This window comes from Paraburkholderia sp. BR14312 (genome assembly GCF_040948675.1).
Classification (GTDB): domain Bacteria; phylum Pseudomonadota; class Gammaproteobacteria; order Burkholderiales; family Burkholderiaceae; genus Paraburkholderia; species Paraburkholderia nodosa_A.
This window is the reverse complement of sequence record NZ_JBFPKI010000008.1, coordinates 138,299-151,443: the sequence shown is the minus strand read 5'-3', so window position 1 is coordinate 151,443 and position 13,145 is coordinate 138,299. Positions and strand designations below refer to the sequence as shown.

Here is a 13,145-nt window from a genome sequence, read left to right as displayed (position 1 = left end):
CCTCTAGTTCGATTCGTCGATCAGGAATGCTTGCGGATCAACGAGCATCATCATCATCATTCCGCCAGGGAAGATGTTGTTCGTGGTGATCTCACGTTCATTGTGCGAGTGCCACATGAATGCAAAGCCGGCTTCCGTTTGCGGTGGATTCACCGACGTGCCGCTTGGCGGCGTCGTGCCCGTGGGCGAAGTCGCGCGCATGGTCGCATCGGGGCCGAGATAGGGGCTGCCGCCGTACCAGAAGCCGTTGGTCAGCACGTGCGAGTCGGGCAGCGTCACCGGGCCGCCGCTTCCCACCTTGCCGAACGGATGGGTTTCGAGCGCCTTGTTGTGGTCCGCGCACCACTCGTAATAGTTCGGTGCCGTCGGATCCTGCGTGTAGTAGCCGTTTGCATCCGGGATACAGACGCTGCCGTCGCCGGGATAGTGCCCATAGACGTCCCAGTTGAGCCCTTTGCCCGTCCAGTAGAAGATCCCGTCCATCGCAAGGCCCGGTGTCGTCGTGGTCGTGAACAGCAGCGGGCCGGCGACCTTGGTCGCGTCGGACCTGGCGAGCAGCATGTTGCCGTCGCGCGCGAGCACGCGCACGTGATTGCCGTGCTCATGGAACGGATGCTGCCAGCGCCCCGTGCCGATGATCCGCAGCAGCACCATTTCGCCGGGGTGCATGTGCGGGTTGCCGTTGTATGGCTGATTCGGATATTGCGCCGCGTAGTTCGGGTCCATGTCGTCGGGCATCGAGCGTCCGTTGACCATGAAGTACGCTGGATGATACGGCTCCGTCTCGACCGTCATGCAGCCGGTCGGACTCGTGCAAGCGTTGCTGGCCTGTTGCTCCGCCTGTGCATGAATGCGCGGATCCATTTCGGAGAACTGAAACAGATACTCGCGGTCGTAGCACGCTGCGCTGTGGTTGTAGGCCGCCGCGGCATTGCGGAAGTCGGGCTGGCCATCCAGCAGCTTGCGCGTCCCCTGGATCGGGTTGCAGCCGGTCGGCACGGCGAGCGTACCGGGCGACGACGTCGGCAGGACGATGACCGCGCCATACATGCCCATTTCGATCTGCAGATCGCCCTGCGTGCCGCTGTAGTACGCGTGCGTGCCCGGCGTAGCGGCGATGAAGCTGTAGGTGACCGTGACGGTGTGGGACGCCTCGCGCGTGAGCAGGCCCTGCACGCCCGTCGGCGTGCCGGAGCAGAGCCTCGTCGTCGGGTCGATCGTCCCCATGCATACGTCAAACCCGGGAAAGAGAATCGACGTGTTGCCCGCCGCCGCCGGCAGATTGTTGGTGAGCGTCACCGTGACGATGTCGCCCTGGTTGACGATCAGCGTCGGGCCGGGAATCTGCATGGTCGGACAATTCGCACCGGCGATATTGGGCGGCGAAAATCCGGCCGGCGCCGTATTGCAGCCGTAGCCCCATGAATAGACGCTATTGCCGTCCGGCTGGGTGATGCGGCTCGCCTCGGCGCGCAGGTCGAAATGCGTGCCCGTGATGCCAGGCGCGGCCGCATGCACCTGCATGCAGAAGAGCGCCGCGAGCGCCGCCACGCCGAACCGTGCAAGCCGTCCGAGGCGCGCGAGGGTCGCGATCGCTATGCGGTAAGTGATGTGTCCCACGGCTCTTCTCCTAAGTGCAGGACTTCCTGGCCGGGTCCATGGCAGGGCAGCCATGAACCGTCTTTATCGCGTGCATGATGTGTCTCATAGCGTGCAGACCTTCGTCTTCGGATCCACCGACCTGCAGATGTGCACCTCGGTCATCAGTCCACCGAAGTTTTCCTGGTCGTTCGCCAGATGGTCCAGATTCGGCGTGTACAGGTAGAAGACCTGCCCTGACTGATACTTCGTCGTGTCGGTGGCGTCGAGGATCAGGTCGAGCGACTCCCCGCCGCCGAGCGTGATCGAGTTCGTGTAGTAGGTCATGTCGTTGCCGGCCATGTCGCGCAGCAGCCGCGCATTGAGCGCGACCACGTGCATCGGAATACCGAGCGAGGCGAGCGTCTGATATTCGGTGACGTCGAGGTCCGAGATGCGCAGCAGCACCTTGCCGCCGACGGGGATATTGATCAGCGACGGCAGCGGTTGCGAGAAGCGCGGCACGCCGTCCGACGCGGGCGTCGAAAGCGCATTCGGATTGACGGTGTCCGGATAGCTGCGGCCATTCAGCATGAAGAACTTGTCTTTCATGTCGGTGAAGGGCTCCGGATTGAACGTCATGCCGACGAAGTGGAAGTTCGGATCGAAGCCATGGATCTGCACCGGATACTCGACGTCATAGGCGGTCGAGCCATCGCCGTCGTTGTATGCGTAGAGCGTGGGCGTCCCGCTCAAATTGTTCACGTGCAGCACGCCGTTCTGTGGCGGCAGCGGCGTCGTGCAGAGAATGTCGGTGCCGCACCGTGTGCGCAGATCCTGCTGCTGCAACACCAGCGACTGATACAGCGACTTGCCGGCGGGCACGCGGTTCTGACGCGGACGCACGAAGATCTGGCCGACCATGCCCATCTGCAGGTGCTCCGGGGGCGTGATGTGGCAGTGCCAGAAGTAGGTGCCCGCATCCGGCGCGAGGTAGTAGTACGTGAAGCTCGCGCCGATGTTGATCGCGACCGACGCGTCGGGCACGCCGTCGTAGAACGAGGAGGCATTCGGATAGCCGTGAAAGTGCACCGTGTGCTTCTCGAACAGGTCGGGGCGCATGATCATGCCGACGTTCGTGAGCGTGAGGAAGAACTCGTCATCCTCGTCGATCGCCATCATCGGCGCGGGCTCGTTGCCGTTCATCACGCCGATGTCCATGATCGGCCGCGGGTCGACATGGCCCGTGAGCTGGCCAGGCGGCGTCGATTCCGGATCGGGCGTGAGACCGACCGCGCCGTTGTAGGTCGGATCCGTTCTCGGGTCGCCGACGGTGTTGAACACCGAGGCGAACTGCGTGCCGGGCAATCCGGCCTTGATGTCGGCAAGACCGGACAACGGCCCGAACGCGAACAGATAGGTCTGCACGCCGTTGGCCATCGTCGCATAGCCGTCGCCACCCGAGATCTGCTGGCACTTGATGGCGCCGTTGACGACACCGGTCGATGCCGAGGTCTGGCCCGTGAAGGACGGTCCCGTGTACGGCGGTTCGCCGGCGCCCGCGGGCAGCGCCGACGGATGAGACGGCGTGGTCGGCGGGCATTGAACCATGAACGATTGGGAAAATGAGGGGATCGCAAACATCATGCATAGCAGGGCTGCCACGCTATTGCGACACATGCGGATGCTGAACATATGACCTCCGTCCTTGGGGTCAAGCAGCGCGTCAGGCGCTGAACGTCACGCTCGACTGCAGTTGCGGGCTGATGCATTCGTCACACTGACCCGTATGTGGATTCTGGATACCGGCAGCGGAGCCTGCGATGGGTTACCTCCCTACACTTGCAGTAGGGCAAACCCATCGCGTTGCGCGGCCGTGGTCCTGACGGGCGATGGAGTGTGTCCTGGCCAACACAAGCGGCGCCTCATGCCTCGATTCCGGTCTGCAAGGGGAACGCTCGCGCAGCGTCATGGCTTTCATTTTCATTTCGAATCGACGTGATTCTTCGAATCAATCTGAGGATTGAAATGTCGTTCTTATGTGCCCTGTGGCATATAGCGGCGAACTTTCCGATGGGTACAATCCCCCCTATTCACATCACGCGCAAACCCGAATACCGCGGACGCTTGTCGATCACGCGGTCAGACGGACGGCACTCACCTCCTGCCTGGTCTCATGCCGGCGAGGGACCTGGCGGCGTGGGGGGGAACATGGATTTTCTGGAAAAGAGAGCGGCGGTGAATCTCGTCGAACGCAACGATCACGCTCTTGAACTCGTCGAGCTGGCAAGCGCGAAGCGGACGTACTACCCCACCACGTCGATGTGGTTGAAGCTGGAACAGCTTCAGGTGGCGCAGCAACTCGTCGAGCCGCTGGATCAGGACCGGCAGCCGGTTCTGTCCACGTCGCTCCACGGCGTGGCGCATCTCGACGGCCAGGAGCTTGCGATCATTGGCTTTCCGCAGCTGGCGACGCGCGTGCTTCAGGTAAGCTTCGAAGCCCGCGACGTCAGCACGGCCGACCGGCTTGGCCTGCGCGCACTGGAAGACGAACTGGGCAACTCGATGTCCGATGTGGCGCTCGGCACCGCCCGGCTGGGCTTCAATGCCGCCGATGACGAGACCGGAGAGCCCGATCAGTGGTGGCTCGCGTGCCACATTCCCCCTTCCTGCCTGCAGGTGCTGGCGAAGGCGATCTCGGACGGCCAGCTTGGCGCGGTAGAGCTGGGTCTGGCCATGCGACACCTCTATACGTCCGAAGATCCCGCGGCCGAGCCGTCACGCCAGCCCCGGCTCTTTCTGCGGCCCAATGAAGGGGACGACACGGTCGAATGGCCGAACATAGCGACTGGCTATGTCACCCATCTGCGCATCGACTTTGCGACGGCTTCATTGCGCGGCTCGGCGGCGAGCAGCGACCCGGCGGGGGCGGCGAAGGTCGTCGCGGAAGCCGTGAGCTCGCTGGGACCGACGCTCCTCAACCTCAGACTGACGGTAAGGTGGATCGGCATCCTCATTGCCGTGCTGCTCTTCCTTGAAGTTCTCGAGCGGCTGCAGATCTGAACCGGCATCTGCCTCGCGATCGCATAAGCAAGCAAAGCCAGACGCATTTCGGGCGCAACGGCGCGGCTATAACGCTCCGCCCCGCCCCAGCCTTTCCCCGCGGGAAAGCACGCTTCACCCTTCCTCAATTTTCGCGCTCGCGAAAATCTCCCACACTTTCCATCACGCCTTCTCCGTACCGTTCGTACGGATTTGCGCCCCGACCGCGGCTCGTAACGCGGCATCGAAAATACCGGAGACAGCATGAACAGCCATCCCCTCGACCTGGGCGGCAGCGCGCCGGGCGAAGCGCCACGCCGCCCGCTCACCGCGGAAGCCCCATTGCCAGGCCACCAGGGCGTCACGCTCAGCAGCTTCATGGACGACATGCCCGTGGGCGCGCTGCACCGCTTCGTGGTGTGGGTGATCGGCATTGGCCTCTTCTTCGACATGTACGAGATCTTCCTCGTCAGTTCGATCGGCGCCGCGCTGCAGAACGAATACGGACTCGATGCGCACAGCCTCGCGTTCAAGCTCTTGCTGGCCTCGGCCTTCGTCGGCATGTTCTTCGGCTCGCTCTTCCTCGGCAGTCTCGCCGACCGCATCGGCCGCCGGCGCGCCTTCCTGTTCACGCTCGTGTGGTACAGCGCGTTCTCGCTGCTCGCAGCGTTCTCCGTGGACGCCACCATGCTCGTGGTCTGCCGCTTTCTGACCGGCGTGGGCGTCGGCGCGATCTATCCCGTGGCCGATAGCTTCCTTTCGGAGATCCTGCCGAAGGAGAAACGCGGCCGGATGGCCGCGTGGGCCAATACCACCTCGTACGTCGCGGTGCCGCTGGTCGGCTTCCTCGCGGTTTGGCTCAATCCGATCCATCCTGCCGGCATTGCGGGATGGCGCATCATCCTCGCCATCGGCAGCCTTGGCGCCCTGTTCGTGCTGGCCGTGCAGCATCGCCTGCCGGAAAGCCCACGCTGGCTGCTGGCGCAAGGCCGCGCCGACGAGGCCTATGCGATGCTGGGCCGCTTCGCGCAAAGCGCCGGCGCGCCGATGCCGAAGCGCTTTGCCGAGCCGAAAACGCGCCAGCATCCGCTGAGCCTCGCCGAACGCATTGCCCTGCTGCGGCGCGCGCCCTATGACAAGCGCTATGTCATGCTCGTCGTGTTTCACCTGTTCCAGGCCTTCGGCTACTACGGCTTCGGTACGCTTGCGGGCGTCGTCGTGAAGAGCCGCGGCATCGACGTGACGGGCAGCACGCTGTTCGTGGCCCTCTCGTTCCTCGGCTACCCGATCGGCTCGCTGCTCTCCGTGCCGCTGCTCAACTGGATCGAGCGCCGCACGCTCGTGATCGCCTCGCTGATCTCCATCGGTATTTTTGGCCTTGGTTTCGCGTACTCGGGGCAGGCCGTGCTGATCGTTTGCTTCGGCGTACTGACGACATGCGCATCGAATGTGTTCAGCAACGCTTACCACGTGTACCAGGCCGAGATTTTCCCCGCCAGCGTGCGCTCGACAGCGATCGGCAGCACCTATTCGCTCTCGCGCATCATGAGCAGCGCCCTGCCCTTCATCCTGTTGCCGGTGCTCACGCAGCACGGCCCGATTGCGATGTTCGGGGTGATCTCCGCCGCGCTGGCCATCGTTGCCGTGACCTTGCGTGCGTTCGGGCCCCTCACCACGCGGCGCAGCCAGGATGAGATCAATCCCGTCTGAGCGTCCGATACCTCAAGCGTCCCAGCGTCACCGGGGCGGCTGCCGCGTCTTGCGGGGCCGCCCCGCTTTTCATTGCTCTGCGCGCGCCGACATGTAGTCGAACAGGCTCACGATGTCCGAGCTTGGCGCGCTATCCGCCTTCATGCCGATCCAGAGCGTGCGCGTCGCCCACGTGTCCGCCAGCTTCACCTTGACGACGCCGGCTTTGCCGCGCTCGTCGCTCACCGCGTCGCGCGGCAGCACGCCGATGCCCAGTCCTGCTTCGATCATGCGAAACACGCCGTCGAAGTTCGAGGCCTGGATGCGCAGCTTCAGCGATCGCTCGACGGCGAATGCCGCGTCCGTCATGCGCGCGAGCAGCGAGCTGCCATCGCTCAGGCCCACGTAGTCTTCGTCGAGCGTATCGGCGAAGCGGATCACCTCGAGTTGCGCAAAGTGATGACTGCGCGGCACGAGCAACACGAGTTCGTCGCGGCGATAGAGGCGCCGCTCGATGCCGGGTGCGGGCACGTTGTCGGCGAACACGCCGAGGTCGGCCTTGCCTGCGCCGAGCGCTTCCACGATTTCGTGGCTCAGCCGCTCTTCGAGACTGACCTTGATGCCTGGATGCTCATTCAGGAAGCAGGCGAGATCGACGGGCAGAAACTGCACGATCGCCGACGTATTCGCCCACATGCGCACGTGCCCGCGCACGCCGGCGGCGTAGTCGCTCATTTCGGTGGCCATGCGATTGACCTGATCGACCACGCGCGTGGCGTGCTCCAGCAGCGCATGGCCAGCGGGCGTCAGATCCACGCCGCGCGCGCGACGGATGAACAAGGCGCAGTCGGTCACGCTTTCGAGTTCGGCAATGCGCTTGCTGACGGCCGAAAGCGTGAGCTGCCCGTGCTCGGCGGCCTTGGTGAGGCTGCCATGTTCCGCGACGAGCAGAAAGACCCGCAGCGACTGCAGATCGAAGTGAAGTGGATTGACCATGATGAATGGGGCAAAGCCGGCGCGAGAGACGATTGTCCTGCATCGCGGGCTCGGGAGGAAGTGCAGATGTGCGAATGGAGAGGCGGACGTGCTGCGATGCACGTCCGCGTGCCGGCCATGCGGGCCGGCGTGCTCGCCGCCCAACCGGCGCCCCCCGGCTCGACGGCAAAAACTGGCGAGAGGGATCAACCGGCCTGGATCGGCTCGGAAATTTCGATGAGGTTCAGATCGGGGTCACGCACATAAACGGAGCGAATCTTCTGCGTCGCACCCGTGCGCTCGACCGGACCTTCGACGATCGGCCAGTTCTTCCCGGCGAGATGCGCGATCACCACATCGAGCGGCACCGCGGCGATGAAGCACAGATCGAGCGCGCCCGGCACCGGCACATGCGCCTTGGGCTCGAATTCCGCGCCACGCACATGCAGATTGATCTTCTGGTTGCCGAAGCGAAACGCGAGCCGCCCCGCACCGAAGGTCTCCAGTTGCATCTGCAACACTTCCGTATAGAAGTGCTTCGTGGCCTCAGGGTCCACGCAGGTCAGCACCAGGTGGTCGAGGTGGTCGATCAACGCCATGCTTCGCTCCTTGTCATGAGTACGCGCGTTGTGGGGGCATGCCTTGCGCCTGCTCAGGCACCGGATGCAGGTCGAGGCGGCGGCCGGTCTTCAGAATCTGGCTGGGCACGTCATGACCGATCAGGCCGGGCAACAGCGCGGCGGCGTCGAGCACGGCGGCGAGATCGACGCCGGTGTCGTAGCCGTCGAGTTCGAGCATGTGCACGAGTTCTTCGGTGCACACATTGCCGCTCGCACCCGGCGCGTACGGACAGCCGCCAAGACCGCCAAGCGAAGCGTCGAAGCGCACGATGCCCGCATCGAGCGCCGCAAGCGTGTTAGCGAGCGCCATGCCGCGCGTGTTGTGGAAGTGCAGCGTCAGTTCGAGTGTGCCGAACGCCTGCGCAGCGCTTTCGCACAACGTCCGTACCTGTGCGGGATGCGCCATGCCGGTGGTATCGCAAAGCGTCACGCCCTGCACGCCCAGTTCGGCAAAACGCTGCATCCAGCCGAGCACGTCCTGCACGGGCACGTCGCCTTCCATCGGGCAGCCCATTGCTGTGGAGAGCGAAACATTGATCGCGACGCCCGTGCCGCGCACGGCGTCGATCACGTCGCGCAACTGCGCGAACGACTGCTCGCGCGTCATGCGCAGGTTGGTGCGATTGTGAGTCTCGCTCACCGACATCACGAGATTCACTTCATTGACGTTGCACGACAGCGCGCGCTCCGCGCCGCGCACGTTCGGCACGAGCACCGTATAGACGACGCCCGGCACGCGCTCGATGCCGTGCATCACCGCCTCGGCGTCGCGCAGTGCGGGAATCGCCTTGGGCGACGTGAACGAGGTCACTTCGATCTTCGCGTAGCCGCAGGCGCTCAGGCGGTCGATCAGCGCGATCTTGTCGTCAGTGTCGATGAAGGCGGCTTCGTTCTGGAAACCGTCGCGCGTCGCGACTTCGTTCAGATACAGCACCTTGCCCTTGAAGTTGTCCTTATTTCCGGTTGTCATCTTGCCGCTCTCCGTTCAGATCACACCGCGCGCGCGCCATGTTTCGCGCGTAGCGGCGTCTACGCCTATCGATTCCAGCACCGTTTCGGTATGCTCGCCGAGCGTCGGCGCGCTACGCTCGATCGTGCCGGGTGTGCCGCACAGTTTGGGCACCACGCCCGGCACTTGCACCGCCGTGCCGTCGGGCAAGGTATCGTCCACGATCATCTCGCGGGCGTGGTAATGCGGATCGGCCGCAATGTCTGCGATATCGTAGATGCGGCCCGCTGGAATACGCGCCTCGTTGAGCGCCGCGAGCACCTGGTCGAGCGTGTGCCGCGCGGTCCATTCGCCGATGGCGGCGTCGATGCGCTCGACCTGCGCGACGCGTCCGTCGTTCTGCGCGAGCGCCGGATCGTTGCCCAGGTCCGGGCGGCCGATCAGTTCCATCAGGCGGCGATAGATGCTGTCGCCATTACCTGCGATCAGCGCGTACTTGCCGTCGCTGCAGCGGTAGGCGTTGCTCGGCGCGATGCCGGGCAGGCTGCTGCCTGCCGGCTGGCGCACGGCGCCGAACACCGAATACTCGGGCAGCAGGCTTTCCATCATGTTGAAGACCGACTCGTAGAGCGCGACGTCGACGACCTGGCCCCGTCCGCCCTGCTGCTCGCGATGCCGCAGCGCCAGCAGGACGCCGATGACGCCATGTAGCGCAGAGAGCGAATCGCCGATCGAGATACCGACGCGCACCGGTGTGCGCTCAGGCTCGCCGCTCAGGTGACGCAGGCCGCCCATCGCTTCGGCGACCACGCCGAAACCGGGCCGGTCGCGATACGGGCCGGTCTGCCCGTAGCCCGACACGCGCAGCATGATGAGGCCGGGGTTGATCGCGCTGAGTTCGTCCCAGCCGAGGCCCCAGCCTTCGAGCGTGCCGGGGCGGAAGTTTTCGATCAGCACGTCGGTTTCCGCTACGAGACGGCGAATCACGTCCTGCCCTTCGGGCGTGCGCAGATCGAGCGTGATGGATTCCTTGTTGCGCGACTGGGCGGCCCACCAGACCGACGTGCCGTCGTGCAGCAGGCGCCACTTACGCAACGGATCGCCCACGCCGGGCGGCTCCACCTTGATGACGCTCGCGCCGAACTCGGCGAGCATGCGGCCAGCAAACGGACCCGCGATGAGCTGTCCGAGCTCCAGAACGCGGATGCCTTCGAGTGGTCGTGGCATGGCTGTGTCTCCTGACTCTGGTCACATGAAAGGGGTTATTTCGGACTGTCTGCGACTGACTATGGGAGACATGATGAACCGGACCGCACCCTTTGATAATCGATGCTTGCGCAATCTGGCTTGAGCAAATGGAAAGGCAGCGAAGGCCTGTGGCGCGGCGTCGCTGCGCATTTCCTCACCGGAAACCCAGTTGGCGGATCGAGCAAGCCAGCCGCGCACCCGGTGCGCGACAATCGCGGACTGCCCCCTCTTTCGCTCAGGCCAGACATCATGCACGTCGTTTTTCTCGATCGCGCGACGCTCGCGCCCCAGACGCGGCTGCGTCCGCTGCCGTTCGACCACACCCTGGAAACCTTCGAGCGCACCGCGCCCGAAGAGGTCGTCGCCCGCATTCGCCACGCCGATATCGTCATCACGAACAAGGCGCGCATCAGCGCCGAAGCGCTGGCTGGCGCGACCCGCCTGCGCATGGTCGCCGTCGCCGCCACGGGTACAGACAACGTCGATCTGGCCGCCTGCGCGACGCGCGGCATCGTCGTGAGCAACGTGCGCGACTACGCCGGCAACAGCGTGCCGGAACATACGTTCGCATTGATATTTGCGCTGCGCCGCAGCCTGGCCGCGTATCGCGACGCCGTGCGCGCAGGGCGCTGGCTCGAATCGGGGCAGTTCTGCTTCTTTGATCATCCGATCCGCAATCTCGCGGGTTCGACGCTCGGCGTCATCGGGGACGGCGCACTGGGACAGGCCGTCGCGCAAATGGGACGCGCGCTCGGCCTGCGCGTGCTGTTCGCCGCGCGCAAGACGCGCAACGACGCGCAAGCGGGCTACGTGCCGCTCGAAGCGCTGCTAGAAGAAAGCGACATCATTACGCTGCATTGTCCGCTCACCGTGGAAACGCGGGATCTGATCGACGCCACGGCATTCGCGCGCATGAAGCGGCGGCCCTTGCTGATCAATACGGCGCGTGGGGGACTCGTGAACGAAGCGGCGTTGGTGGACGCCCTGCAAAGCGGAGCGATTTCAGGCGCGGGATTCGATGTCGTGACGCAGGAACCGTTGCCTGCCGATCACCCGTTTCAGGCCATCGTCTCGCATCCGGCGTTCATCCTCACACCCCACGTTGCGTGGGCGAGCGATGAAGCCATGCAGGCGCTTGCGGATCAACTCGTGGAAAACATCGCGGCGTTTTGCGAAGGCACGCCGCGCAATCGGGTCAGTGCGCGTTGAGCGCGAGGCGCGGCAACCGCAGCGGGGTTGCCTGCGCCTGAAACATCAGGCCATTTCCGGCTGCCTGGCGTGCCACCATTCGTCGACGGCCTGCTTCGCCGTTTGCTCGACCACGCTCAGCGCCATCAGCACATCGATCTTCAGCTTGGGAATGGCAAGCTCCACGGAAGGCAGCTTCGCCGTTTCCACCTGTGCGTCGACACCTTCCATAACCGCGCGGCACAGCCATTGCGTGTCCGTCGCGTCTGCTTTCGCATCGACAGTGACTCGAAAGCCACGATATTCGACTGCCATATACTCTCCCGAAACCTGACAAAACGTAATGCTCGCCCCGCCGGACGGCGGTGAGGGGGCGACTATATCACCACTTTCGTGACGCTTCAGCGAGGTCCGCACGAAGTCGCGAAGAAGTCGTGCAAAAACACCGCGCCCGCATTCACGCCCTGTTTAAGGAGCGATTCTGCGGGCGCAAGAACAATCGGGTCAGTTCGGACTTCCGAATTTCAGCTCGCGAGCGTGGTGCGCATCGAAGCCTTCCGCATCGTCCGCCAGCCGACGATCGCGAGCGAAACGCCCGAGATCACGGCGGCAAGCGAGACGTAATACGCGGGAGCGAGCGTATCGCCCGTCACGTGAATCAGCACTTCGGCAATCGTCGGCGCGAAGCCCCCGAAGAGCGTCACGCCAAGGCTATACGCGATGGAAAGCCCCGCAGAGCGCACGCGCACGGGAAAGATCTCCGACATCAGCGCGGGCATCGGGCCCGAATAGGCGGCCTTGAAGATGCCCGCCGCGCCCTGGAGCACGAGCAGCCAGCCGAGCGTGGGGTGTCGCTGCAGCAGCGCGAACATGGGATACGTGAGCGCCGCGAGCAGGATCGACGTGGTCAGCATGATGCGGATGCGGCCGATGCGGTCCGAGAGCGCGCCCATCACCGGCGAAAGCGCGAACTGCAGGCCGCCGTTGAGCACGACCACGCCGAACGAGGTTGCCGCCGCCATGTGGAGCTGCTTCACCGCGTACATCGGCATGTAGAGCTGGAGGATGTACACGCCGACGGTGGACTGCGCAACGATACCCACCGCGAGCACCAGGTTCACCCACTGGCGCCCGAGCCCCGGCTCACTCGTTGCGCGCGCATCCTGTTCGCTGTGCGCTTGCTGGTTCGCGACGAATTCGGGCGTCTCGTCCAGATGCGAGCGAATGTACCAGCCCACGGGCCCGAGCACGAGCCCGAAGAAGAACGGCACGCGCCAGCCCCACGCCTGCAACTGCTCGGGCGGCAGCCACCATGCGAGCACGCCGCCGAACGACGCTGCGAGAATCGCGGCCGCGCCCTGGCTCGCGAACTGCCAGCTCGCGTAGTAGCCTCGCTTCGAGGGGCTGTGTTCGACCATGAACGCCGTCGCGCTGCCGAATTCACCGCCTACGGCAAAGCCCTGCACGAGGCGGGCGAGCAGGATCAGGAGCGGCGCGGCGATGCCGATCGACGCATACGGAGGCATGACCGCCATGGCGAGCGTGCCCGCCATCATGAGCGCAATGGCGAGCGTGAGCGCTGCCTTGCGTCCCTTGCGGTCGCCGTAGACGCCCAGCACGATCGCGCCGAGCGGCCGCATGAGGAAAGAGATGCCGAAGGTGCCGACCGCCAGCAGCGTGGACAGCCATTCGTCGTGCACGGGAAAGAACTGCTTCGCGATGATCGGCGCGAAGTAGCCGTACACGAGAAAGTCGAACCACTCCAGCGCATTGCCGATCGACGAGGAGAACACGATGCGGCGCACCATGCCGCGGCTGAGCGGCGCACCCGTTACCGATGAACCGGTCTCCATGTC

11 protein-coding genes are annotated in these 13,145 nt (G+C 64.5%); 3 read left to right on the top strand and 8 right to left on the bottom strand.

Features of this window, described 5'->3' with window-relative positions:
- Window positions 1–3 precede the first annotated feature (3 nt).
- Together AB3X98_RS23245 and AB3X98_RS23240 are read right to left on the bottom strand one after the other, a co-directional pair.
- Complete coding sequence (locus tag AB3X98_RS23245; RefSeq protein ID WP_256094931.1) at window positions 4–1,524, bottom strand: multicopper oxidase domain-containing protein; 1,521 nt, start codon at window positions 1,522–1,524, stop codon at window positions 4–6.
- 180 nt (window positions 1,525–1,704) lie between these two features.
- Window positions 1,705–3,273, bottom strand: a complete 1,569-nt coding sequence (locus tag AB3X98_RS23240) for a multicopper oxidase domain-containing protein (protein ID WP_069267156.1) — start codon at window positions 3,271–3,273, stop codon at window positions 1,705–1,707.
- Window positions 3,274–3,789: 516 nt separating this feature from the next.
- Here AB3X98_RS23240 and AB3X98_RS23235 point away from each other — a divergent pair.
- Both AB3X98_RS23235 and AB3X98_RS23230 read left to right on the top strand, forming a co-directional pair.
- A complete protein-coding gene (locus tag AB3X98_RS23235; RefSeq protein WP_368603590.1) occupies window positions 3,790–4,641 on the top strand; it encodes a hypothetical protein in 852 nt (283 codons plus the stop codon).
- A gap of 243 nt (window positions 4,642–4,884) precedes the next feature.
- The gene (locus tag AB3X98_RS23230) at window positions 4,885–6,330 is read left to right on the top strand and encodes an MFS transporter (RefSeq protein ID WP_368603591.1); all 1,446 of its coding nucleotides are present in this window, start codon (window positions 4,885–4,887) and stop codon (window positions 6,328–6,330) included.
- Between the two features lie 69 nt (window positions 6,331–6,399).
- On the opposite strand, the gene AB3X98_RS23225 is transcribed toward AB3X98_RS23230, so the two are convergent.
- The 4 genes from AB3X98_RS23225 to AB3X98_RS23210 form a co-directional block, all read right to left on the bottom strand.
- Window positions 6,400–7,305 (bottom strand): LysR family transcriptional regulator, encoded by a 906-nt coding sequence (locus AB3X98_RS23225; protein ID WP_069267159.1) that lies wholly within the window; start codon window positions 7,303–7,305, stop codon window positions 6,400–6,402.
- Between the two features lie 185 nt (window positions 7,306–7,490).
- Window positions 7,491–7,883 (bottom strand): VOC family protein, encoded by a 393-nt coding sequence (locus AB3X98_RS23220; RefSeq protein WP_069267160.1) that lies wholly within the window; start codon window positions 7,881–7,883, stop codon window positions 7,491–7,493.
- A gap of 13 nt (window positions 7,884–7,896) precedes the next feature.
- A complete protein-coding gene (locus tag AB3X98_RS23215) occupies window positions 7,897–8,874 on the bottom strand; it encodes a hydroxymethylglutaryl-CoA lyase (RefSeq protein ID WP_368603592.1) in 978 nt (325 codons plus the stop codon).
- Between the two features lie 15 nt (window positions 8,875–8,889).
- Window positions 8,890–10,080 (bottom strand): CaiB/BaiF CoA-transferase family protein, encoded by a 1,191-nt coding sequence (locus tag AB3X98_RS23210; RefSeq protein WP_069267162.1) that lies wholly within the window; start codon window positions 10,078–10,080, stop codon window positions 8,890–8,892.
- A gap of 270 nt (window positions 10,081–10,350) precedes the next feature.
- On the opposite strand from AB3X98_RS23210, the gene AB3X98_RS23205 reads away from it, so the two are divergent.
- Window positions 10,351–11,310, top strand: a complete 960-nt coding sequence (locus AB3X98_RS23205; protein WP_368603697.1) for a D-2-hydroxyacid dehydrogenase — start codon at window positions 10,351–10,353, stop codon at window positions 11,308–11,310.
- Window positions 11,311–11,355: 45 nt separating this feature from the next.
- Here the strand turns inward: AB3X98_RS23205 and AB3X98_RS23200 are convergent, their stop codons facing one another.
- Both AB3X98_RS23200 and AB3X98_RS23195 read right to left on the bottom strand, forming a co-directional pair.
- A complete protein-coding gene (locus AB3X98_RS23200; RefSeq protein WP_069267164.1) occupies window positions 11,356–11,604 on the bottom strand; it encodes a hypothetical protein in 249 nt (82 codons plus the stop codon).
- A gap of 209 nt (window positions 11,605–11,813) precedes the next feature.
- Window positions 11,814–13,142 carry an MFS transporter gene (locus tag AB3X98_RS23195; protein ID WP_368603593.1) on the bottom strand — a complete coding sequence of 443 codons (1,329 nt, stop codon included), beginning with the start codon at window positions 13,140–13,142 and terminating at the stop codon, window positions 11,814–11,816.
- Window positions 13,143–13,145: the final 3 nt, after the last annotated feature.

Coding starts and splice junctions, on each gene's coding strand:
- AB3X98_RS23245 (WP_256094931.1), bottom strand. CDS start 1,524: ATGCAGGTGCATGCGGCCGCGCCTGGCATCACGGGCACGCATTTCGAC.
- AB3X98_RS23240 (WP_069267156.1), bottom strand. CDS start 3,273: ATGTTCAGCATCCGCATGTGTCGCAATAGCGTGGCAGCCCTGCTATGC.
- AB3X98_RS23235 (WP_368603590.1), top strand. CDS start 3,790: ATGGATTTTCTGGAAAAGAGAGCGGCGGTGAATCTCGTCGAACGCAAC.
- AB3X98_RS23230 (WP_368603591.1), top strand. CDS start 4,885: ATGAACAGCCATCCCCTCGACCTGGGCGGCAGCGCGCCGGGCGAAGCG.
- AB3X98_RS23225 (WP_069267159.1), bottom strand. CDS start 7,305: ATGGTCAATCCACTTCACTTCGATCTGCAGTCGCTGCGGGTCTTTCTG.
- AB3X98_RS23220 (WP_069267160.1), bottom strand. CDS start 7,883: ATGGCGTTGATCGACCACCTCGACCACCTGGTGCTGACCTGCGTGGAC.
- AB3X98_RS23215 (WP_368603592.1), bottom strand. CDS start 8,874: ATGACAACCGGAAATAAGGACAACTTCAAGGGCAAGGTGCTGTATCTG.
- AB3X98_RS23210 (WP_069267162.1), bottom strand. CDS start 10,080: ATGCCACGACCACTCGAAGGCATCCGCGTTCTGGAGCTCGGACAGCTC.
- AB3X98_RS23205 (WP_368603697.1), top strand. CDS start 10,351: ATGCACGTCGTTTTTCTCGATCGCGCGACGCTCGCGCCCCAGACGCGG.
- AB3X98_RS23200 (WP_069267164.1), bottom strand. CDS start 11,604: ATGGCAGTCGAATATCGTGGCTTTCGAGTCACTGTCGATGCGAAAGCA.
- AB3X98_RS23195 (WP_368603593.1), bottom strand. CDS start 13,142: ATGGAGACCGGTTCATCGGTAACGGGTGCGCCGCTCAGCCGCGGCATG.